Source organism: Enterobacter cloacae complex sp. SHL020 (assembly GCF_049236945.1).
Taxonomy (GTDB): Bacteria; Pseudomonadota; Gammaproteobacteria; order Enterobacterales; family Enterobacteriaceae; genus Enterobacter; species Enterobacter dykesii.
This window is the reverse complement of the sequence record NZ_JBMKJF010000002.1, coordinates 409,060-430,632: the sequence shown is the minus strand read 5'-3', so window position 1 is coordinate 430,632 and position 21,573 is coordinate 409,060. Positions and strand designations below refer to the sequence as shown.

Sequence of the window (21,573 nt, the reverse complement as noted above, 5' to 3'; positions counted from 1 at the left end):
TCACTCTCTTATGCTTTGCGGGCAGCTTCGTACGCCGCCAGCGTGGCGACACGCGCCTGTTTATGGTCGACAATCGGACGAGGATAATTCAGTTTTACACGCTGCTTATCCGCCCATGCCCACGGTTCGTGGATCGCTTTAGCCGGTATCTCTTTAAGTTCAGGGACCCAGCGGCGGATAAACTCGCCGTCCGCATCAAATTTTTGTCCCTGAGTGGTTGGATTAAAAATCCGGAAATAGGGAGCCGCATCGGTGCCCGTAGAGGCCGCCCACTGCCAGCCGCCGTTATTCGCGGCAAGATCGCCATCGATCAGCTGAGAGAGAAAATAGCGCTCTCCGATACGCCAGTCGATAAGCAGATCCTTCACCAGAAAGCTGGCGGTAATCATTCGCAGGCGGTTGTGCATCCACCCCGTCTCATTGAGCTGACGCATGGCGGCATCGACTATCGGATAACCCGTTTCCCCTTTTTGCCAGGCCTGTAAAAGTGCCTCATCGTGCTGCCATTTTACGTTGTCGGTCCAGGGAATGAACGGACGATGCTTACAGAGAGCGGGATGATACGTCATCAGATGGCGATAAAACTCGCGCCAGACAAGTTCATTCAGCCAGACGGACCCTGCGCCGCCCTCTAGCGCCTGCGGCTGCTCCGCCAGCAGACGGTGCAAACACTGGCGCGGTGAGATCGCGCCCAGCGCCAGACAGGCCGACAGGCGGCTGGTACCCTCGATAGCGGGAAAATCCCGACGCGCGTCGTAACTAGCCGCGTCCTGCTTGCAGAACTGGCGCAGTTGGGCGATGGCCGCTTTTTCATCGGCGGGGAACAGCGCTTCATCAAACGGCTGCTGAGGGTAATCAAACGTCAGCTCAGACAGCTCTTTTATGGCTTCGCCTCGCACGGCAGGCGCGGCAACGCACTCCGGCAGCGCCTCTTTCAGACGTTTGATAAAGGCATTTTTGAACGGCGTAAAAACTTTATACATCTCGTGGTTGCCGGTCATCACGCTGCCCGGCGCCAGCATCACGCTGTCATCAAACCCTTCGCAGACCACCCCTTCCAGCATCTTCTCCAGCTGGCGGTCGCGCTGCTGCTCGTTGAATTCGTACTGATAGTTGTAAAAAAGATGCGTGACGTTGTGCTGCTTACATATCTCCTGCACCGTCTGAAGCTGTGCGGCAAAATCACTCACCTCTTTATAGAGAAGCGGTATGCCTTTTCCAGCGAGCGAGTGCTGCAGATCGTTCAGATACGCCCGGAGCAAGGCCGCCTGCCGGGGGGCCATATCGTGCTGCCGCCACTGCTCGGGCGTGGCCATAAACAGTGCCAATACGTTAGCGTCTTTGGCGCGGCATGCTGCCGCAAGGGCGATGTTGTCATGTACGCGCAGGTCCGCGCGAAACCAAACCAGATGGGTGGGCATAAAACTCCAGGCAATTATCCATTATGTCCGTAAGGGCATGCCGTAAAAGGAAAAAGCATGCATTGAACTACTTTGCCATGAAGTGTAGACGGGATGAAATAAAAAAGGCCGCCTGAGGCGGCCTTAGCGCTACTTGTCCTGCGCTATCGTGGTTAACGCGACAAACCCATTAGGTTCATCGCTCTTTACAACGAGTACGCTGGCGACAATGAACGCGATGCAAAAATAGCGTTTCATTATGCGGTCCCTGCTGCTAACCGCTCCACCGTTCACCACCGGTGATAAGTCGGTGGACACAAGCCCTGACGAGAGCCTGACTTACGGTTGTGGTGACGCCTTCCCCGGGACCGGTGCCCATGTGCGAGATGGCGGAAAGGGACGCTGCATAGTAGTTGGCCCTCGCGTAAAAGGTAATCCACTGAAATGATTTTTAAGAATATATTTAGGGAGTTGCAGTTTAATTACTTAAGAACCCAAGATATTCTTGTAACCCTCTGACGAGGGCTTGAAAACCACCCAACGGACCGCGAATCCCGAGGGATAAAAAAAACCGCCAACAGTAATGTGGCGGTTTTTTTATTGCTGTGTGTAGTCTTAGTATCAGTAGAAATCGCAGGTCGCTTTCTCGGCCTGATCCATCCACACCGGCTTCTCGCTGGTTTTCGCCCAGACGCGGTGCAGATAGCTATAAAAACGTGCACGATCTTTCCAGAACAGCATCACCGGCAGAGCCAGCACGCCAGCCACTACGGCGAAAGCGCGGCGCAAGAACACGATATGAGCCGGATACTCTTTATAAAGATCCATATTTTTCTCCCCTATAGTTGGCCGGAAACGTCATCCGGAAAATTCAAAATCTGTGACCTGGCTAAAATAATATCGCTTTGTTTGTAATTTTACTACTCATCCGACCACTTATTTTCGTCCGTTTAGCAAAAATTTACACTCACGCCGTAATTAAGTTACAAAAAAGTTAACAGTTTACTTATCAATAGTTAAATTGTGGGCTTTGCCATTTTTATACTTTTTTTACACCCGCCCTCCCCATTTTTGCGAAATCTTTGCGCCGGAAATCCTACCGTTAGCACAACAACAAAAGTCACCCGGAGGTGGATTGTGAGTGCAGGTCTTATTGCCGGCATCGTGCTGGTGTTCCTGTTATTGGGTTATCTGGTCTATGCCCTGATAAATGCGGAGGCCTTCTGATGGCTGCTCAGGCGTTTCTGCTTATTGCCAGCTTCTTAGTGGTACTGTTCATTCTGGCAAGACCACTGGGATCGGGACTGGCACGATTGATCAACAATGTCCCTTTGCCCGGCACGGGAAGCGTTGAAAAAGGGATCTGGCGCGTACTGGGAATAGACGATCGGGAGATGAACTGGCGTCAGTATCTGATCGCCATTCTGCTGCTGAATATCGTTGGGCTCATTGCGCTTTTTGCCATGCTGATGTTGCAGGGCATCCTGCCGCTGAATCCGCAACAGTTACCGGGCCTGTCCTGGCATCTTGCGCTGAACACGGCGGTGAGCTTTGTCACCAACACTAACTGGCAGTCCTATTCCGGTGAAACCACGCTCAGCTACTTCAGCCAGATGGTCGGGTTAACCGTGCAAAACTTCCTCTCAGCCGCCAGCGGTATCGCGGTGATCTTCGCGCTGACGCGTGCGTTTGCGCGTCAGAAAATCAATACCCTGGGTAACGCGTGGGTGGATCTGACCCGCATCACGCTGTGGATCCTGCTGCCGATTGCGCTGCTGATCGCGCTGTTCTTTATCCAGCAGGGCACCCTGCAAAACCTGATGCCTTACGCGCCCTATACCTCACTGGAAGGCGCAAAACAGCTCCTGCCGATGGGGCCGGTAGCGTCACAGGAAGCCATCAAAATGCTCGGAACGAACGGGGGTGGCTTCTTCAACGCCAACTCGTCGCATCCGTTTGAAAACCCTACAGCCTTGACCAATTTTGTGCAGATGCTGGCGATTTTCCTGATCCCCGCCGCGCTCTGCTTTGCCTTTGGTGATGTGGTTAACGATCGCCGTCAGGGCCGCACCCTGCTCTGGACCATGTCGCTGATCTTTGTGGTCTGCGTGGCGCTGGTGATGTGGGCTGAATGGAGCGGCAACAGCCATTTCATGCAGCTTGGGGCTAACAGCAATATCAACATGGAAGGTAAAGAGAGCCGCTTTGGCATTCTCGCCAGCAGCCTGTATGCGGTGGTCACCACGGCGGCCTCGTGCGGGGCAGTCAACGCCATGCATGATTCCTTTACGGCGCTGGGTGGCATGATCCCGATGTGGCTGATGCAGATTGGCGAAGTGGTGTTTGGCGGCGTGGGTTCGGGTCTTTACGGCATGCTGCTGTTCGTGCTGCTGGCGGTGTTTATTGCCGGTTTGATGATTGGCCGCACCCCGGAATACCTCGGTAAAAAAATTGATGTTCGCGAGATGAAATTAACCGCGCTGGCGATTCTGGTCACCCCGGCTCTCGTGCTGCTCGGCACCGCGCTGGCGCTGATGACCGAAGCCGGACGCAGCGGCATCTTTAACCCTGGCATTCACGGTTTCAGCGAAGTGCTGTATGCCGTCTCCTCTGCCGCCAACAACAACGGCAGCGCCTTTGCGGGCTTAAGCGCCAACTCTCCGTTCTGGAACTGTCTGCTGGCGTTCTGCATGTTTGTGGGTCGCTTCGGGATCATTGTGCCGGTGTTGGCGATAGCCGGATCGCTGGTGAACAAAAAAATCCAACCGACCACTACCGGGACATTACCGACCCACGGCGCGCTGTTTATCGGCCTGCTGACGGGCACCGTGTTGCTGGTCGGCGCCCTGACCTTTATCCCCGCCCTCGCGTTAGGCCCGGTCGCGGAATACCTCTCTTTACGCTGATTTTGCGGAGAAATTGTCATGAGTCGTAAACAACTGGCCCTGTTCGAACCGTCATTAGTTCGCCAGGCGCTCATGGATGCGGTGAAAAAGCTGAGCCCGCGCGTGCAGTGGCACAACCCGGTGATGTTTATTGTCTGGGCGGGAAGCGTCCTGACCACCGCCCTGGCGATTGCCATGGGAACGGGCCACATGCCTGGAAATGCGATGTTTACCGGCGCCATCAGCCTGTGGCTGTGGTTTACCGTGCTGTTCGCCAACTTTGCGGAAGCGCTGGCGGAAGGCCGGAGTAAAGCCCAGGCCAACAGCCTGAAAGGGGTGAAAAAAACCGCCTTCGCGCGCAAGCTACGTGAACCGAAATACGGCGCGCAGATGGACCACGTTCCGGCTGATGAACTGCGCAAAGGCGATGTGGTGCTGGTGGAGGCCGGTGACATTATCCCTTGCGACGGTGAAGTCATCGAAGGGGGAGCCTCGGTGGATGAAAGCGCCATTACCGGGGAGTCCGCGCCGGTGATCCGTGAATCTGGCGGCGATTTCGCCTCCGTGACGGGTGGGACGCGCATTCTCTCCGACTGGCTGGTGATCCAGTGCAGCGTTAACCCGGGTGAAACCTTCCTCGACCGGATGATCGCCATGGTGGAAGGCGCCCAGCGCCGTAAAACGCCAAACGAAATTGCCCTGACCATCCTGCTGGTGGCCCTGACCATCGTCTTCCTGCTGGCAACCGCGACCCTGTGGCCCTTCTCCGCCTACGGCGGTACCGCGGTCACCATCACGGTGCTGGTAGCGCTGCTGGTCTGCCTGATCCCCACCACCATTGGTGGCCTGCTGTCAGCCATCGGCGTAGCCGGCATGAGCCGTATGCTCGGTGCCAACGTCATCGCCACCAGCGGACGTGCGGTTGAAGCCGCCGGTGACGTGGATGTTTTACTGCTGGATAAAACCGGGACCATTACCCTCGGCAACCGCCAGGCGTCAGATTTCCTGCCCGCTCCGGGCGTTGATGAAAAAACGCTGGCGGATGCCGCACAGCTCTCTTCGCTTGCCGATGAAACCCCGGAAGGCCGCAGCATCGTGATCCTCGCCAAGCAGCGCTTTAACCTGCGCCAGCGCGACGTTCAAAGCCTGCACGCCACTTTCGTGCCCTTCACGGCGCAAACCCGCATGAGCGGAATTAACATTCAGGATCGCATGATCCGTAAAGGCTCTGTTGACGCCATCCGTCGCCACATTGAGGCCAACAACGGCCACTTCCCGCCGGAAGTGGACAGCCTGGTCGAAAGCGTGGCCCGTCAGGGGGCGACCCCGCTGGTGGTGGCCGAAGGCGCGCGCGTGCTCGGGGTAATAGCCCTGAAGGACATCGTCAAAGGCGGCATCAAGGAGCGCTTTGCCCAGCTGCGTAAAATGGGGATCAAAACGGTGATGATCACCGGGGATAACCGTCTTACCGCCGCGGCGATTGCCGCCGAAGCGGGCGTGGATGATTTTCTTTCCGAAGCCACACCGGAAGCCAAGCTGGCGTTGATTCGTCAGTATCAGGCGGAAGGCCGTCTGGTGGCGATGACGGGCGACGGTACCAACGATGCCCCTGCCCTGGCGCAGGCCGACGTGGCGGTGGCGATGAACTCCGGTACCCAGGCGGCAAAAGAGGCGGGCAACATGGTCGACCTCGACTCTAACCCGACCAAGCTGATTGAAGTGGTGCACATTGGCAAGCAGATGCTGATGACGCGCGGCTCGCTGACCACGTTCAGTATCGCCAACGACGTGGCGAAATATTTCGCCATCATTCCGGCCGCGTTTGCTGCGACCTATCCGCAGTTAAACGCGTTGAACGTGATGCACCTGCACTCCCCGTCCTCGGCCATTCTGAGCGCGGTGATCTTTAACGCCCTGATTATTGTCTTCCTGATCCCGCTGGCGCTGAAAGGCGTGAGCTATAAGCCGCTCACGGCCGCCGCCATGCTGCGCCGCAACCTGTGGATTTACGGCCTGGGCGGGCTGGTGGTGCCCTTCATCGGTATCAAGGTTATCGACCTGCTGTTGACGCTGTTCGGCCTGGTTTAAAAGGTGAATCAAATGACGATGTTACGCCCCGCTATACTTCTGTTTATTCTGCTGTCTCTCATTACCGGCGGGCTTTACCCGCTGGTGACCACCGCGCTGGGCCAGTGGTGGTTTAAGGATCGGGCCAACGGCTCGCTGATTATGCAAAACGGTGAAAACCGCGGTTCACGCCTGATTGGTCAGAACTTTACGGATACCCGTTACTTCCAGGGACGCCCTTCCGCCACTGCCGAAAGCCCGTATAATCCGATGGCATCCGGCGGCAGTAACCTGGCGGGCAGCAACCCCGAGCTGGACAAAGCCGTTGCTGAGCGCGTGGCAGCCCTGCGCGCCGCGAATCCGCAGGCCAGTCGTGAGGTGCCCGTGGAGCTGGTGACCGCCTCGGCCAGCGGGCTGGACTACAGCCTGACGCCGGCAGCGGCGGCATGGCAGATCCCGCGCGTTGCCGCCGTCCGTCAGCTGACCGTCGAACAGGTGAGCCAGCTGGTTGCAGAGCACACGCAAAAGCCGCTGGTCAGCTTCATCGGCATGCCCGTGGTAAATATTGTTGAGTTGAATCTGGCGCTGGACGCGCTAAGGAAAAACTAAATGACCGACGAGCCCATGCGCCCGGATCCGGACAGGCTGCTTGAACAGACGGCCGAAGCCCATCGCGGCAAACTGAAAATTTTCTTTGGCGCCTGCGCAGGCGTCGGGAAAACCTTCGCCATGCTGACGGAAGCCCAGCGGCTTCGGGCGCAGGGGCTCGATATATTGATAGGCGTGGTAGAAACCCACGGACGCAAAGAGACCGCATCGCTGCTGAAGGGGCTGGCCACCCAGCCGCCCCGCCGCATCAGCCACCGCGGTCGGCTAGTCACTGAATTCGATCTTGATGCCGCCCTCGCCCGCCGTCCCGCCCTTATCCTGATGGACGAGCTGGCGCACAGCAATGCGCCAGGCTCACGCCATCCAAAACGCTGGCAAGACGTTGAAGAGCTGCTCGAAGCCGGCATCGATGTATTCACGACGGTAAACGTTCAGCATCTGGAGAGCCTGAACGACGTGGTCAGCGGCGTGACCGGCATTCAGGTGCGCGAGACGGTGCCCGACCCCTTCTTTGATTCCGCCGATGAAGTGGTGCTGGTCGACCTGCCCCCCGACGATTTGCGCCAGCGCCTGCATGAAGGCAAAGTCTATATCGCCGGCCAGGCCGAGCGCGCCATCGAGCATTTCTTCCGTAAAGGCAACCTGATTGCCCTGCGCGAGCTGGCCCTGCGTCGTACTGCCGATCGCGTCGACGATCAGATGCGCGCCTGGCGCGACCTGCAGGGTCAGGAGCGCGTCTGGCATACGCGGGATGCCATCCTGCTGTGCGTCGGCCACGGCAGCGGCAATGAAAAGCTTGTCCGCACCGCCGCGCGCCTGGCGGCTAAATTTGGCAGCGTCTGGCATGCGGTGTATGTCGAAACGCCGCAGCTGCACGCGCTGCCCGAGAACCAGCGCCGCGCGATATTGAGTTCGCTTCGCCTGGCGCAGGAGCTGGGTGCCGAAACCGCCACCCTTTCCGACCCTCAGGAAGATAAAGCCATTTTGCGCTACGCCCGTGAGCACAATCTGGGAAAAATCGTGATTGGCCGTCGCCAGCATCGCCGCTGGTTTAACCGCGAATCCTTTGCCGACAAGCTGGCCCGCCGCGCGCCGGATCTGGACCTGGTGATCGTGGCGCTGGATGATAAGCCCACGCCGTTACCCAGCCGCGCGCCGGACAGCCGTGCCTTCAGCGATAAATGGCGCATTCAGCTGCGCGGCTGTCTTGTCGCCGTCGTGCTCTGCGCCCTGATTACCGTGATTGCCAGCCAGTGGCTGATCGCGTTTGATGCCGCCAACCTGGTGATGATCTACCTGCTTGGCGTAGTGGTGGTGGCGCTCTTTTACGGGCGCTGGCCGTCGGTACTGGCGACGGTGATCAACGTCATCAGCTTCGATCTGTTCTTTATCGCCCCGCGCGGGACGCTCGCCGTGTCGGATGTGCAGTACATCCTCACCTTTGCGGTGATGCTCACCGTCGGGCTGGTGATCGGGAATCTGACGGCGGGCGTGCGCTACCAGGCGCGTATTGCCCGCTATCGCGAGCAGCGCACGCGCCATCTCTATGAGATGTCGAAATCGCTGGCGGTGGGACGCACGCCGCTGGATATCGTGCAGACCAGCGAGCAGTTCATTCGCTCGACCTTTCATGCCAGCAACCTGATTTTGCTCCCGGACGAACACGGCAAGCTGCGCCCGCTGACGTCGGCCTCAGGCATGACGCCCTGGGACGAAGCCATCGCGCGCTGGAGCTTTGATAAAGGGCTACCGGCGGGCGCAGGGACCGACACCCTGCCCGGCGTGCCCTACCAAATTCTGCCGCTGCGCAGCGCCGATAAAAATCAGGGGCTGGTGATTGTTGAGCCCTCAAACCTGCGCCAGCTGATGATCCCCGAACAGCAGCGGCTGCTGGAGACCTTTACGCTGCTGGTTGCCAGCGCGCTGGAGCGGCTGGCCCTCACCGCCAGCGAAGAACAGGCCCGGCTGGCGAGCGAGCGTGAAAGCATTCGTAACTCGCTGCTGGCGGCGCTCTCTCACGATCTGCGAACCCCGCTCACCGTCCTGTTTGGTCAGTCAGAAATCCTGACGCTGGACCTGGCGGCGGAAGGCTCTAAACACGCCCTTCAGGCCAGCGAGATCCGCCAGCATGTGCTGAATACCACGCGTCTGGTGAATAACCTGCTCGATATGGCGCGTATCCAGTCAGGCGGTTTTAACCTCAAAAAAGAGTGGCTCACGCTTGAAGAGGTGGTGGGCAGCGCCCTGAAAATGCTCGAACCCGGCCTGGGCGGGCGGCATATTGCGCTGAACATGCCCGAGCCCCTGACCTTAATTCACGTTGATGGTCCGCTGTTTGAACGGGTGCTGATCAACCTGCTGGAAAATGCCGGCAAATATGCGGGCGCCAGCGCGCAAATTGGCGTGGATGCGACGGTGGATGATGGCACGCTTCGCCTTGACGTCTGGGACACCGGACCCGGCATTCCCGCCGGGCAGGAGCTGGCTATTTTCGAAAAATTCGCACGCGGCAATAAGGAGTCAGCCATTCCGGGCGTGGGGCTGGGGCTGGCGATTTGCCAGGCAATCATTGACGTCCACGGTGGGTCCATCTCCGCAGAGAATCGTCCCGAAGGCGGCGCGCGGTTTTGTGTTACACTTCCTCTGGAAACCCCGCCAGAACTTAATGAATTACCAGAGGATTTGTGATCAACGTTCTGATTGTTGAAGATGAGATCGCCATTAGCCGTTTTCTGCGCGCTGCGCTGGAAGGGGACGGTCTGCGCGTTCATGATGCGGGCACGCTTCAGCGGGGCTTAATTGAAGCCGCCACCCGCAAGCCGGACCTGGTGATCCTCGATCTTGGGCTGCCGGACGGCGACGGCATCGATTTTATTCGTGAAGTCCGCCAGTGGAGCCAGATGCCGATCCTCGTGCTCTCCGCGCGTACGGAAGAGACGGATAAAATCGCGGCGCTGGATGCCGGGGCGGATGACTATCTGATTAAACCTTTTGGTATCGGCGAGCTTCAGGCTCGCCTTCGCGTGGCGCTGCGTCGCCACAGCGCCACCACGCCTGCCGATCCAACCTACGCGTTTGGGGATATCCGGGTTGACCTGGCCGCGCGGCGTATTGTGCGCGGTGAAGAAGAAATCCATCTGACGCCAATAGAATTTCGCCTGCTCGCCGTTCTGCTCAACAACCACGGCAAGGTTCTCACCCAACGCCAGCTGTTAAGCCAGGTGTGGGGGCCCAACGCGGTGGAACATAGTCATTATTTACGCATATATATGGGACATCTTCGTCAGAAACTCGAAGTTGACCCCGCTCGCCCTCGCCATTTATTAACTGAAACCGGTATCGGTTATCGGTTTATGCTTTGAATAACTATTCATTTTATTTTTAAATAAAATCGAAATGCCTCAGACAATATTTCATAAATAATCCATACATTATTTTTACGGGTTATTTTTGCTCATTTAAAACATTGTTAACACATTTCATTAACGTAACACCAACAAACCAGAATTTTGATCTGCGATATTCATCTAAAACGAATATTTATTTCTGATTTGATCGGTTAACGGTGATCTACCTCACGGTTAATAGCCTTTTCCTGGATAAAATGACCATGCTTTCAATTACTGAAAGGAAAATGAAACATGGAAAACAACAATCGCTTAATGCCCCATATAAGGCGGACAACACATATCATGATGTTTGCCCACCGAAACTGCTTTGACTTTCATCTCTTTAATGCCCGGTAGTCCTTCGACTTCTGGCGCACTCGCTTACAGGTTATCCTGAAAAACCTTATTTTACAGGCTATTGCCTGTGAACTCGTGCGCTCATTCATTTTAATTCAGACTCATCCGCACCGGGCGGACTGAATTTCAATCATCAAAAAAGCAATTCACTGATTTTAATCAGCGGCCACCCTTTGCTTTTTTTCCGGTAAATTATCGATTTCTTTCTTGCAGGAAATCGAGGGACGCTTATTACCTAAAATAAAGAGAGAAAGATGAAAAGTTTAAAAATCGCAGCCAGTCGTGCATGTCCGGATTGCTTTACTACCCAGCGTGAACTGGTAGATGTCCGTGCCTCTGATTATATTGATGTTGCCGCCATTGTTCTGGCGGTCACGGATATTGCCAGCGGTATCCTGGACGAAATAGAAGCCACCGGTTTTGGCATTCCTGTTTTTGTCGCGACGCACAAAGAGGAATTCATTCCGGCAGACTATTTATCGCGCATTCACGGCGTATTTGAGTATTCAGACACCAGCAACGACTTTTATGGACGCCAGCTGGAAGCGGCAGCCCAGAAGTATGAAACCCAGCTGCGTCCGCCGTTTTTCCGCGCGCTTGTCGACTATGTGAAGCAGGGCAACAGCGCGTTTGACTGCCCGGGGCATCAGGGTGGCCAGTTCTTCCGCCGTCATCCTGCCGGTAATCAGTTTGTCGATTTCTTTGGTGAGACGCTTTTCCGCTCCGACCTGTGTAACGCCGACGTGGCGATGGGCGATCTGCTGATCCACGAAGGCGCGCCGTGCATCGCCCAGCAGCATGCGGCAAAGGTCTTTAATGCCGATAAGACCTACTTCGTGCTGAATGGCACCTCGTCATCCAACAAAGTGGTGCTTAACGCCCTGCTCACCCCGGGTGACCTGGTGCTGTTTGACCGTAACAACCACAAATCTAACCATCACGGTGCCCTCCTCCAGGCTGGCGCAACGCCGGTCTATCTGGAAACCGCGCGTAACCCGTACGGCTTTATTGGCGGCATTGACGCCCACTGTTTTGAAGAAAGTTATCTGCGCGAGCTGGTGGCAGAGGTGGCGCCGGGCCGTGCACGCGATGCGCGTCCGTTCCGTCTGGCGGTGATCCAGCTGGGCACCTACGATGGCACCATCTATAACGCCCGTCAGGTGGTGGATAAGATTGGGCACCTCTGTGATTACATCCTGTTTGACTCCGCCTGGGTGGGTTACGAGCAGTTTATTCCGATGATGGCCGACTGCTCTCCGCTGCTGCTGGAGCTGAACGAAAACGATCCGGGGATCCTGGTCACCCAGTCCGTGCATAAACAGCAGGCCGGCTTCTCGCAGACCTCGCAAATCCATAAGAAAGACAGCCACATCAAAGGGCAACAGCGCTATGTCCCGCATAAGCGGCTGAACAATGCCTTTATGATGCACGCCTCCACCAGCCCGTTTTATCCGCTGTTCGCTGCGCTGGACATTAACGCCCGCATGCATGAAGGCCAGAGCGGCCGCAACATGTGGATGGACTGCGTGGTGAACGGTATCGAAGCGCGCAAGCTGATTCTGGAGAACTGCCGGTATCTGCGCCCCTTCGTGCCGGAGACGGTGGATGGCCGTCCGTGGGAAAGCTGGGACACGGCGGACATTGCGACCGATCTGCGCTTCTTCCACTTCGTACCGGCTGAAAACTGGCACGCTTTTGAAGGCTACGCTGAGCATCAGTACTTTATCGACCCGTGCAAGCTCCTGCTGACCACGCCGGGTATTAACGCCCGCACCGGGGAGTATGACGACTTCGGCGTGCCCGCCACTATCCTCGCCAACTTCCTGCGTGAAAACGGCATCGTGCCGGAAAAATGCGATCTCAACTCGATCCTGTTCCTGCTCACGCCTGCGGAAGATATGGGAAAACTGCAGCAGCTGGTGGCGCAGCTGGTGCGCTTCGAAAAACTGCTCGAGAGCGATGTTCCGCTGAAAGACGTCCTGCCTTCCCTCTATAAACAACATCAGGAACGTTACGCGGATTACACCCTGCGCCAGATCTGCCAGGAAATGCATGACCTGTACGCCCGCCACAACGTGAAACAGCTGCAGAAAGAGATGTTCCGCAAGTCTCACTTCCCACGCGTGATGATGAACCCGCAGGACGCGAACTACGCCTATCTGCGCGGTGAGGTTGAACTGGTCTCCCTGCGCGACGCGGAAGGCCGCATCGCCGCCGAAGGCGCCCTTCCTTATCCACCGGGGGTATTGTGCGTGGTTCCAGGGGAAGTCTGGGGCGGTTCCGTGCTGCGCTACTTTGCCGCGCTGGAAGAAGGCATCAACCTTCTGCCGGGCTTCGCGCCGGAGCTGCAGGGTGTGTACGTCGAGGAGTGCGAGGGTCGCAAACAGGTTCGCTGTAACGTCATCAAACAACCCGCCGCTCAGCCCGCGCTGCTGAAAGGAGAGAAATTATGAGTAAGTCCAATAAGATGGGCGTGGTGCAGCTGACCATCCTCACCATGGTGAACATGATGGGCTCCGGGATTATCATGCTGCCAACCAAACTGGCAGAGGTGGGCACCATCTCTATCATCTCCTGGCTGGTGACAGCAGTCGGTTCAATGGCACTGGCGTGGGCGTTTGCCAAGTGCGGAATGTTCAGCCGTAAGTCAGGCGGCATGGGCGGCTATGCCGAATACGCCTTTGGCAAGTCGGGCAACTTTATGGCCAACTATACCTACGGCGTTTCGCTGCTGATCGCCAACGTGGCGATTGCCATCTCCGCCGTGGGTTACGGTACGGAGCTGTTTGGCGCGACGCTCAGCCCGGTGCAAATTGGACTGGCGACCATCGGGGTGCTGTGGATCTGTACCGTAGCTAACTTTGGCGGCGCGCGTATCACCGGACAGCTCTCCAGCATCACCGTCTGGGGCGTGATTATCCCGGTTGTCGGCCTGTGTATCATCGGCTGGTTCTGGTTTAGCCCGACCCTCTACGCCAATTCCTGGAACCCGCACCACGTGCCGTTCTTTACCGCAGTAGGCTCTTCTATCGCCATGACGCTCTGGGCCTTCCTGGGTCTGGAATCCGCCTGCGCGAACGCGGAAGTGGTAGAGAACCCAGAAAAGAACGTGCCGATTGCGGTCCTCGGCGGCACGCTGGGCGCGGCGGTGATCTATATCGTCTCGACTAACGTGATTGCCGGGATTGTGCCAAACATGGATCTGGCAAACTCTACGGCGCCGTTTGGGCTGGCCTTCGCGCAGATGTTCACTCCGGAAGTCGGAAAAGTGATCATGGGTCTGATGGTCATGTCCTGCTGCGGTTCACTCCTCGGCTGGCAGTTCACCATCGCCCAGGTGTTTAAATCCTCGGCTGATGAAGGTTACTTCCCAAAAATCTTCTCCCGCGTGACCAAAGCGGATGCGCCGGTGCAGGGCATGCTGGCGATTGTTATCTTCCAGAGCGGATTGTCGCTGATGACCATTAGCCCGTCGCTGAACAGCCAGTTCAACGTGCTGGTCAACCTGGCGGTGGTGACGAACATCATTCCGTATATCCTGTCAATGGCAGCGCTGGTGATCATTCAGAAGGTGGCGAAGGTGGATCCACGCAAAGCGCGTGCGGCCAATATCGTGGCGCTGATTGGGGCAATCTACAGCTTCTACGCGCTCTACTCATCCGGCCAGGAAGCGATGCTGTATGGCGCGATGGTGACCTTTATGGGCTGGACGCTGTACGGTCTGGTATCGCCGAGATTTGAATTGAAGAATAAGCATAGTTAAAAAAAGGGAGCCATTCGGCTCCCTTTTTTCATTCTTACGCGTTTTTCAGCACTTCGCTGACAATCTCTACCGCTTCTTTCTCAATCTGCTGACGGTGCTCAGCGCCGAGGAAGCTTTCGCAATAGATTTTATACGCATCTTCCGTACCGGACGGACGCGCGGCGAACCAGCCATTGTCGGTCATCACTTTCAGACCACCAATGGATGCGCCGTTGCCCGGTGCCGCCGTCAGACGCGCGGTGATCGGATCGCCCGCCAGGGTGCTTGCGCTAACCATCTCCGGAGAGAGTTTGGACAGGGCCGCTTTCTGGGCTGACGTCGCGCTAGCCTGAATACGGTTATAGCTTGGTGCACCAAAGCGTGCCGCCAGGTCGTTGTAATGTTCCTGCGGGTTCTTACCGGTGACCGCGGTGATCTCCGCTGCCAGCAGGCACATGATGATGCCGTCTTTATCGGTTGACCATGGCGTACCGTCGAAGCGCAGGAAAGATGCGCCCGCGCTCTCTTCACCGCCGAAGCCGAAGCTGCCGTCGTGCAGACCGTCAACGAACCATTTGAAGCCCACCGGCACTTCCACCAGCTTGCGGCCCAAAGCCTCGACCACGCGGTCGATCATCGCGGAGGAAACCAGCGTTTTACCGACGGCCACCTCTTTGCCCCACTGCGGGCGGTGCTGGAACAGATAGTTAATTGCAACAGCCAGATAGTGGTTCGGGTTCATTAGCCCGGCAGGGGTGACGATACCGTGACGGTCATAATCCGGGTCGTTAGCAAACGCCAGATCGAATTTATCACGCAGCGCCAGCAGGCCCGCCATCGCGCACTCGGAGGAGCAGTCCATACGGATCGCGCCGTCTTTGTCCAGGTGCATAAAGCGGAAGGTCTGATCGACGTGATCGTTCACGATGGTCAGATCCAGCTTGTAATGCTCGGCGATACGTTTCCAGTATTCGATACCGGAGCCGCCCAGCGGATCCACGCCCAGCTTCAGGCCGGCTTTCTGGATGGCCGCCATATCGACGATATCCGCCAGCCCTTCCACGAACGGCTGAACCAGATCCTGCTCTTTCACGTGACCGGACGCCATGGCAGCATCCAGAGAAATGCGCTTCACGCCTTTCAGACCATCCGCCAGCAAGGCGTTCGCACGATCTTCCACCACTTTGGTGACGTTGGTGTCAGCCGGGCCACCGTTAGGCGGGTTGTATTTGATACCGCCGTCTTCCGGCGGGTTGTGGGATGGCGTGATAACGATACCGTCAGCCAGCGCACCACCTTTTTTGTTGTGCACCAGGATGGCGTTAGAGACCGCAGGCGTTGGGGTGAAGCCGTTGTTCTCCTGAACAATCACATCGACGCCGTTTGCCGCCAGCACTTCCAAAACAGAGATGAACGCCGGTTCAGACAGGGCATGGGTATCTTTCCCCACGTAGCACGGACCGGTAACGCCGTTTTTAGCGCGCTCTTCCGCAATGGCCTGAGCAATGGCCAGAATGTGCGGTTCGTTAAAGCTGTGGCGCGCCGCGCTGCCGCGGTGACCAGATGTACCAAACTTCACTGCGTGTTCTGCGTTGCCCACGACCGGTTTCAGCACATAATACTGCGCGGTCAGCTGAGCGACGTTAATCAAATCGCTTTGTTGTGCAGGTTGGCCTGCACGGCTGTGATTTGCCATTACCGGGTCCTTCTGATGCAAGGGTTAAATTGTACCGCAAACCTTTTCAATCAATTCCGCTGGGAACTGCATGGACTGCATGATGTGTTCAATCATGCTGCACTTGCGGCCCGTATTGGTATTGGTGATCACCCAGTACGGGGTGCCAGGGACATGTTTAGGTTTGGTTTGGTTGCCATTTTGCAGCAGCGTCTGTTCGTCGCCCGCGAAATAGACGCGAGTACGACCGTGCAGCGACTCGGTCGCTTCAGCAAACGCTTTGTTATCCAGTGAGTAAAGTGTAGATAGCACCAGCATAAAGCGGTTAACCGCCTTTTTCTGCTCCGCGTATTCATCGGAGAGCAGCAGCTCGCGCATCGCGCGCACTTTATCTTTTGCCGGCGTCACGGCAGGTTTTGCTTGCGCAACTACGCTCGGCTGAGACACGACATCTTTGGTGACTGGGGTAGCAGGCTGTGAAGCGGCGGAAATTTTAAGCATGCGCCGTAAAATGTCGGACGCGCTCTCCCCGATATGCCGCGTCTGGCTGGCAATATACTGATAGAGTTCGTCATCAACTTCGATTGTTTTCATCTTAATCCAGTGCGATATCTTATCTGAATACAAGTCATTGGGATTATAAGGTCAAATCCCAACAGCGGATAGCGTCAAACCAGGTTGGCAGCAAAAGTCAGATTAAACTGGAACCTTGCAGCCGGGCGGCAGAATGGTCAACATGATACCCTAACCTGACATACGTAAAAAAAGAACTTTGCCATGAAATTGAATACCCGAGCGCAAACTGCACAATCGCCGAACAATAATTCTCCCATCGTACTGGTTCACGGGCTTTTTGGTAGTCTGGATAACCTGGGCGTGCTGGCGCGCGATCTGGTTACCGACCACGATATTTTACAGGTCGATATGCGCAATCATGGTCTTTCCGGGCGTTCCGACGAGATGACCTACACGGCGATGGCGCAGGATCTGCTGGATACGCTGGATGCCCACGACCTGCAAAAGGTGACCCTCATCGGGCATTCAATGGGTGGCAAAGCGGTGATGGCCCTGACGGCACTGGCCCCGGAGCGTATTGACGGTCTGGTGGTGATTGACGTCGCGCCCGTGGATTATGACGTTCGCCGTCACGACGAGATTTTTGCCGCTATTAATGCGGTCACAGAAGCGGGTGTCGCGACGCGCCAACAGGCGGCTGCCGTCATGCGTGAGCATCTTAATGAAGAAGGCGTCGTTCAGTTTCTGCTGAAGTCGTTTGTTGACGGGCAATGGCGTTTTAACGTGCCGGTGCTCTGGGACCAGTACAATAACATCGTCGGCTGGGAAACCGTCCCCGCCTGGCCATACCCCACTCTCTTTATTCGCGGCGGCAACTCGCCTTACGTTACCGACGCGTACCGCGACACGCTGCTGGCCCAATTCCCGCAGGCTCGCGCCCACGTGATTGCCGGTGCAGGGCACTGGGTGCATGCGGAAAAACCGGATGCTGTGCTGCGCGCCATTCGCCGCTATCTTGCTGATACTGCAAATTGATTAAAAAGAAAGCGACTGGAAGGCTGCAGGCGTCCAGTCGTTGGCGTGCCGTTTTTGGTGATGTATGATGGCGCGCTTATCGCCCGGGCATTAGCAGGGCGGCGTGTTTCCCCCGAAGTCTCAGAATCATGGCCAAAGAACAAACGGACCGTACGACACTAGATCTGTTCGCGAATGAGCGTCGCCCGGGACGACCCAAGACGAATCCGCTTTCGCGCGATGAACAGCTGCGTATCAATAAACGCAACCAGCTTAAACGCGATAAAAATCGTGGGCTTAAGCGTGTCGAACTGAAGCTCAACGCCGACGCGGTCGATGCACTTAATGAGCTGGCCGAGGCCCGAAATATCAGCCGTAGCGAGCTCATTGAAGAGATGCTGATCGCCCAGCTTGAGACGTTGCGCGGCCAGGCATAAGTCTGAAAATTCCCTTAATTACCCTTTTCATGTAGCACAGAGTGCAGTCCTGCGCGATAGCTGTTTCCGCAGGGTTGCCAGTTCTGCTATTATTGCCCTTATCCGTGGCCGAATTGCGCCACCATACTATTAAGTTTCAAGAGGTTATTTTACTCATGGCAATCATCGGCATTTTCTTTGGCAGTGATACCGGCAATACCGAAAATATCGCGAAAAACATTCAAAAACAGCTCGGTAAAGACGTTGCTGATGTGCATGACATCGCCAAGAGCAGCAAAGAAGATCTCGAAGGCTATGACATTCTGCTGCTTGGCATTCCAACCTGGTACTACGGTGAAGCCCAGTGCGACTGGGATGATTTCTTCCCGACGCTGGAAGAAGTGGACTTCAACGGTAAGCTGGTCGCCCTGTTTGGCTGTGGCGATCAGGAAGACTACGCCGAATACTTCTGTGACGCGCTGGGTACCATCCGCGATATCATTGAGCCGAACGGCGCGGTTATCGTAGGTCACTGGCCGACCGCCGGTTACCACTTCGAAGCGTCTAAAGGCCTGGCCGATGACGATCATTTCGTGGGTCTGGCCATCGACGAAGACCGTCAGCCAGAGCTGACCGCAGAGCGTGTTGAGAAGTGGGTTAAGCAGATCCGTGAGGAATTGCACCTGGACGATATTCTGAACGCCTGATTTTATCGCGGCGCAGCGGCGGCTGCGCCCGTGCTCCAGGTCAAACCGATTAAATTAATCGCTACAATCTTTTAACTTTTTCGCCCAGACCTGTACAATGTCTCCCTGATAAAACGTGGTTTTCCATTCAGCAAGTTTGTTGGTGATACCACGTTTTTATAAGCATATTTTGCCTGAGACTTGCAGTTTTCATTTAGCCATGGCAGTTCTATAATGAGACGCATTATCCCGGGTGCATTTTCTGTCACTTCCTACAGAAGTGAATCGTTTAGCAACAGGACAGATTCCGCATGACTGACAACAATACCGCATTAAAGAAGGCTGGCCTGAAAGTTACGCTTCCTCGGTTAAAAATCCTTGAAGTGCTTCAGGGTCCAGACAATCACCATGTCAGTGCGGAAGACCTCTATAAACGTCTTATCGACATGGGTGAAGAGATCGGGCTGGCTACCGTCTATCGCGTGCTGAACCAGTTTGATGACGCGGGCATTGTTACCCGTCATAATTTCGAAGGCGGTAAATCTGTTTTCGAACTGACCCAGCAGCAGCACCACGATCACCTGATCTGCCTCGATTGCGGCAAGGTCATTGAATTCAGCGATGATTCCATCGAAGCGCGCCAGCGTGAAATCGCGGCGCGTCATGGCATCCGCCTGACGAACCACAGCCTTTACCTTTACGGTCACTGCGCTGAAGGCGACTGCCGCGAAGACGACCACGCGCACGACGCGAAATAATCAGTATTCATACTCTGAGCCAGCCGCAAGGTTGGCTTTTTTTTGCCTGAAAAAAGCCCGGTGGCGCAGAGCCACCGGGCATGATAACAGCGAATTAGTTACTGTTATTGCTTCGTATTTCTTTCCAAATCTGGTCGCAACGCTTCGCCACTTCCTGATCGTTACCGGTTTTACGCGCCTGGATACAGGCCTGATAATCCATTACGCGGACGTTCTCCTGCGTCGCGAACTGCTCGTGCGCTTTCTCTTTCTTCAGCACGTTCAGCACGCTCTGACAGGCTTGAATTTTCTCCGGCGATCCTTCCGCAGTATTTATGCAGGCGCTATAGGCCTCCTTCAGCCGGGAATCTTCTTTCGGTGCCTCACTCTGAGCACACGCCACCAGCCCCGATGCCAACAGCGCGACGATTACGATTTTTTTCATCATATGCAGTCTCCATACCGGCGGGACTCGGCCCGCCGGGGCGTTCATCAGAAGATGGTGAATGGGGCGATAACCATGAATTTCACGTCACGTTCATCCTGGAAGATGTTGCCATAACCGCCTGCATAGCTCGGGATATCGGAGTGGTTGTCATACTGGGTGAAGTGCAGTTTGAACATTGTGCCTTTCGCGCGGCCATCCTGCAGGGTATAGATAGCATCGAGGCTGTACGCAGACTCTTTCAGGCGATAGTTGGGATCGTAGTATGCATCCGGCGTGGCCATATCGGCAGGTTTTGCGTCCCAGGCGTAAGCGTAAGACGCGCCCACCGCCCAGCCAGGCAGGTTCCAGTTTTTCAGGTCGTACATTGCGCCAAAGAAGACCGCTTTCTCGCCGTCGGCGTTGAAGTCTGAGCGGTTATCCCACCAGATATCAAGACGACCGTTGGATGAGGCGTAGGTCGGGGTCATACGCTGCAGGAAATACCCCTGCTGCCCTTCCGCCTTCACCCATGTGCCTTCCAGACGCAAATCAACCTGTCCAACCTTGTAGCCGAAGGTTAACGCCTGCAGCCACGCGGTGCCGTCATAAATGTCGTTTACGCCACCGTTGCTGACTTTGTCGCGCGTACCGTAGAACTGGTAGCTGGTGCTCAGCGGGCTACCCGCGACATCGAATTTATAGCTGGCCTTGGCAAAGTACTGATCGATATAGCCCTGCGCCTGACCAAATGCCGCTTCCAGCACCAGATCGTTTTTGAAGTCGTACTTCGCGCCCAGCGAGTGCAGGTAATCAACTTTGGTTTTTTTATCGTTCTGGTAGAACTTGTCCATTTCGATGTGCCACGGCGCTTTGTACTCGTTGGTCCACATATAGGAGAAGCTCAACGCCCCCGCGTCACCGTAGTCAAAATTCGCCCCGGCTTCCGCACCCTGATAGGTACCCGGCATAAAACTCCAGTGCGGTGCTAACAGGGTCTGGCCAGTTGGCTGAATATAGCCACCGCGCGCCCAAACCGGACCGTATTTAAATTTTGCAGCGGCTTTGTAAAGGCTGATGCCGCTCTTATCCCCGGACCAGTCTTCTTTATACGCTTTGTTGCTGGAGGAGAAGGCAATTTCGTTCGGGTGGGCGCTGTCGCCGTTTTCCGCCATTTCAATCGCGGTGAACGCAGCAATATCGAGACCGAACATATCCGCAGCATAGCCTGACTGGAAGTCCAGGTTGGCGTTCCAGGTGGAGTGAGAAAGGTTGGTTTTGTATTTGTCTTCGGTGACGTCTTTACGGTCACGTTCACGCTGCCAGTAATAAATACCGCCCGTGAGGGTAGAATCGTCGATAAAGCCCGCCGCTTTCGCCTCTGGTGTCATCACCAGGCCCGACATTGCTGTCACACCGGCAATAGCCAGCGCCAGCGCACTACGTTTGCCACTGAACGTACGCATAGATTATTCCTCTTTGACGAATTAAAACGCCTGAAGCGGCGTAAATAAAAAAGACCAAATGGTCAGGGGTAGCTTTAAATACCCTCGAATTAACTACCGTCTTTAGGTTATTTTTCGCGACGCGAATTATCAATGCTTTTTAGCGGACAAAACTCAGGATTATGACGAAGTGCACATAATTGGTAGCGCT

Annotated in this window: 19 protein-coding genes; 13 read left to right on the top strand and 6 right to left on the bottom strand. The window is 55.9% G+C overall.

Annotated features, from left to right (window positions below; genetic code table 11):
* Nucleotides 1-8: 8 nt before the first annotated feature.
* On the bottom strand, nucleotides 9-1,421 hold the full coding sequence (phrB, locus tag ACOTZB_RS07140; protein ID WP_421626785.1) for a deoxyribodipyrimidine photo-lyase: 1,413 nt from the start codon (nucleotides 1,419-1,421) through the stop codon (nucleotides 9-11).
* Between the two features lie 600 nt (nucleotides 1,422-2,021).
* Nucleotides 2,022-2,228, bottom strand: a complete 207-nt coding sequence (locus ACOTZB_RS07135; RefSeq protein ID WP_023310781.1) for a YbfA family protein — start codon at nucleotides 2,226-2,228, stop codon at nucleotides 2,022-2,024.
* A gap of 309 nt (nucleotides 2,229-2,537) precedes the next feature.
* On the opposite strand from ACOTZB_RS07135, the gene kdpF reads away from it, so the two are divergent.
* From kdpF to potE, 9 genes are all read left to right on the top strand, one after another.
* Entirely contained in the window at nucleotides 2,538-2,627 is a 90-nt protein-coding gene (gene kdpF / locus ACOTZB_RS07130; RefSeq protein ID WP_014069365.1) for a K(+)-transporting ATPase subunit F, read from the top strand.
* Nucleotides 2,627-4,306, top strand: a complete 1,680-nt coding sequence (gene kdpA / locus ACOTZB_RS07125; RefSeq protein WP_047650594.1) for a potassium-transporting ATPase subunit KdpA — start codon at nucleotides 2,627-2,629, stop codon at nucleotides 4,304-4,306. The genes kdpF and kdpA overlap by 1 nt, the downstream gene beginning before the upstream one ends.
* A gap of 18 nt (nucleotides 4,307-4,324) precedes the next feature.
* A complete protein-coding gene (gene kdpB, locus ACOTZB_RS07120) occupies nucleotides 4,325-6,373 on the top strand; it encodes a potassium-transporting ATPase subunit KdpB (protein WP_023334922.1) in 2,049 nt (682 codons plus the stop codon).
* 12 nt (nucleotides 6,374-6,385) lie between these two features.
* Nucleotides 6,386-6,961, top strand: coding sequence for a potassium-transporting ATPase subunit KdpC (gene kdpC / locus ACOTZB_RS07115; protein WP_421626784.1), 576 nt, complete (start codon nucleotides 6,386-6,388; stop codon nucleotides 6,959-6,961).
* Nucleotides 6,962-9,649, top strand: coding sequence for a two-component system sensor histidine kinase KdpD (gene kdpD, locus ACOTZB_RS07110; RefSeq protein WP_193804826.1), 2,688 nt, complete (start codon nucleotides 6,962-6,964; stop codon nucleotides 9,647-9,649).
* Complete coding sequence (gene kdpE / locus ACOTZB_RS07105; RefSeq protein WP_047073924.1) at nucleotides 9,646-10,323, top strand: two-component system response regulator KdpE; 678 nt, start codon at nucleotides 9,646-9,648, stop codon at nucleotides 10,321-10,323. Before kdpD ends, kdpE begins: the two co-directional genes overlap by 4 nt.
* 279 nt (nucleotides 10,324-10,602) lie before the next feature.
* A complete protein-coding gene (gene speFL / locus ACOTZB_RS07100; protein ID WP_003858645.1) occupies nucleotides 10,603-10,707 on the top strand; it encodes a leader peptide SpeFL in 105 nt (34 codons plus the stop codon).
* 254 nt (nucleotides 10,708-10,961) lie between these two features.
* Nucleotides 10,962-13,160 carry an ornithine decarboxylase SpeF gene (gene speF, locus ACOTZB_RS07095; RefSeq protein WP_421626783.1) on the top strand — a complete coding sequence of 733 codons (2,199 nt, stop codon included), beginning with the start codon at nucleotides 10,962-10,964 and terminating at the stop codon, nucleotides 13,158-13,160.
* Entirely contained in the window at nucleotides 13,157-14,470 is a 1,314-nt protein-coding gene (gene potE, locus ACOTZB_RS07090; protein ID WP_014831099.1) for a putrescine-ornithine antiporter, read from the top strand. The genes speF and potE overlap by 4 nt, the downstream gene beginning before the upstream one ends.
* Before the next feature lie 34 nt (nucleotides 14,471-14,504).
* On the opposite strand, the gene pgm is transcribed toward potE, so the two are convergent.
* Nucleotides 14,505-16,145, bottom strand: a complete 1,641-nt coding sequence (gene pgm / locus ACOTZB_RS07085) for a phosphoglucomutase (alpha-D-glucose-1,6-bisphosphate-dependent) (RefSeq protein WP_045325793.1) — start codon at nucleotides 16,143-16,145, stop codon at nucleotides 14,505-14,507.
* Nucleotides 16,146-16,169: 24 nt separating this feature from the next.
* Nucleotides 16,170-16,718 (bottom strand): replication initiation negative regulator SeqA, encoded by a 549-nt coding sequence (gene seqA / locus ACOTZB_RS07080; protein WP_008501070.1) that lies wholly within the window; start codon nucleotides 16,716-16,718, stop codon nucleotides 16,170-16,172.
* A gap of 183 nt (nucleotides 16,719-16,901) precedes the next feature.
* Here seqA and ybfF point away from each other — a divergent pair, with 183 nt between their 5' ends.
* From ybfF to fur, 4 genes are all read left to right on the top strand, one after another.
* Nucleotides 16,902-17,675 (top strand): esterase, encoded by a 774-nt coding sequence (ybfF, locus tag ACOTZB_RS07075; RefSeq protein WP_421626782.1) that lies wholly within the window; start codon nucleotides 16,902-16,904, stop codon nucleotides 17,673-17,675.
* A gap of 128 nt (nucleotides 17,676-17,803) precedes the next feature.
* The gene (ybfE, locus tag ACOTZB_RS07070) at nucleotides 17,804-18,091 is read left to right on the top strand and encodes a LexA regulated protein (RefSeq protein WP_023310772.1); all 288 of its coding nucleotides are present in this window, start codon (nucleotides 17,804-17,806) and stop codon (nucleotides 18,089-18,091) included.
* Between the two features lie 155 nt (nucleotides 18,092-18,246).
* Complete coding sequence (gene fldA / locus ACOTZB_RS07065; RefSeq protein ID WP_008501067.1) at nucleotides 18,247-18,777, top strand: flavodoxin FldA; 531 nt, start codon at nucleotides 18,247-18,249, stop codon at nucleotides 18,775-18,777.
* Between the two features lie 290 nt (nucleotides 18,778-19,067).
* Nucleotides 19,068-19,514 carry a ferric iron uptake transcriptional regulator gene (gene fur / locus ACOTZB_RS07060; protein WP_014169146.1) on the top strand — a complete coding sequence of 149 codons (447 nt, stop codon included), beginning with the start codon at nucleotides 19,068-19,070 and terminating at the stop codon, nucleotides 19,512-19,514.
* Between the two features lie 94 nt (nucleotides 19,515-19,608).
* Here the strand turns inward: fur and chiQ are convergent, their stop codons facing one another.
* Both chiQ and chiP read right to left on the bottom strand, forming a co-directional pair.
* The gene (gene chiQ / locus ACOTZB_RS07055; protein WP_047650672.1) at nucleotides 19,609-19,938 is read right to left on the bottom strand and encodes a ChiQ/YbfN family lipoprotein; all 330 of its coding nucleotides are present in this window, start codon (nucleotides 19,936-19,938) and stop codon (nucleotides 19,609-19,611) included.
* 47 nt (nucleotides 19,939-19,985) lie between these two features.
* Nucleotides 19,986-21,383: a chitoporin ChiP gene (gene chiP, locus ACOTZB_RS07050; RefSeq protein WP_047650588.1), complete on the bottom strand. Its 1,398-nt coding sequence runs from the start codon at nucleotides 21,381-21,383 to the stop codon at nucleotides 19,986-19,988.
* Between the last annotated feature and the right edge of the window lie 190 nt (nucleotides 21,384-21,573).

What these genes read in the sequence shown, in the direction of transcription:
- phrB (WP_421626785.1), bottom strand. Translation starts at nt 1,421, where the DNA reads ATGCCCACCCATCTGGTTTGGTTTCGCGCGGACCTGCGCGTACATGAC.
- ACOTZB_RS07135 (WP_023310781.1), bottom strand. Translation starts at nt 2,228, where the DNA reads ATGGATCTTTATAAAGAGTATCCGGCTCATATCGTGTTCTTGCGCCGC.
- kdpA (WP_047650594.1), top strand. Translation starts at nt 2,627, where the DNA reads ATGGCTGCTCAGGCGTTTCTGCTTATTGCCAGCTTCTTAGTGGTACTG.
- kdpB (WP_023334922.1), top strand. Translation starts at nt 4,325, where the DNA reads ATGAGTCGTAAACAACTGGCCCTGTTCGAACCGTCATTAGTTCGCCAG.
- kdpC (WP_421626784.1), top strand. Translation starts at nt 6,386, where the DNA reads ATGACGATGTTACGCCCCGCTATACTTCTGTTTATTCTGCTGTCTCTC.
- kdpD (WP_193804826.1), top strand. Translation starts at nt 6,962, where the DNA reads ATGACCGACGAGCCCATGCGCCCGGATCCGGACAGGCTGCTTGAACAG.
- speFL (WP_003858645.1), top strand. Translation starts at nt 10,603, where the DNA reads ATGGAAAACAACAATCGCTTAATGCCCCATATAAGGCGGACAACACAT.
- speF (WP_421626783.1), top strand. Translation starts at nt 10,962, where the DNA reads ATGAAAAGTTTAAAAATCGCAGCCAGTCGTGCATGTCCGGATTGCTTT.
- potE (WP_014831099.1), top strand. Translation starts at nt 13,157, where the DNA reads ATGAGTAAGTCCAATAAGATGGGCGTGGTGCAGCTGACCATCCTCACC.
- pgm (WP_045325793.1), bottom strand. Translation starts at nt 16,145, where the DNA reads ATGGCAAATCACAGCCGTGCAGGCCAACCTGCACAACAAAGCGATTTG.
- seqA (WP_008501070.1), bottom strand. Translation starts at nt 16,718, where the DNA reads ATGAAAACAATCGAAGTTGATGACGAACTCTATCAGTATATTGCCAGC.
- ybfF (WP_421626782.1), top strand. Translation starts at nt 16,902, where the DNA reads ATGAAATTGAATACCCGAGCGCAAACTGCACAATCGCCGAACAATAAT.
- ybfE (WP_023310772.1), top strand. Translation starts at nt 17,804, where the DNA reads ATGGCCAAAGAACAAACGGACCGTACGACACTAGATCTGTTCGCGAAT.
- fldA (WP_008501067.1), top strand. Translation starts at nt 18,247, where the DNA reads ATGGCAATCATCGGCATTTTCTTTGGCAGTGATACCGGCAATACCGAA.
- fur (WP_014169146.1), top strand. Translation starts at nt 19,068, where the DNA reads ATGACTGACAACAATACCGCATTAAAGAAGGCTGGCCTGAAAGTTACG.
- chiQ (WP_047650672.1), bottom strand. Translation starts at nt 19,938, where the DNA reads ATGAAAAAAATCGTAATCGTCGCGCTGTTGGCATCGGGGCTGGTGGCG.
- chiP (WP_047650588.1), bottom strand. Translation starts at nt 21,383, where the DNA reads ATGCGTACGTTCAGTGGCAAACGTAGTGCGCTGGCGCTGGCTATTGCC.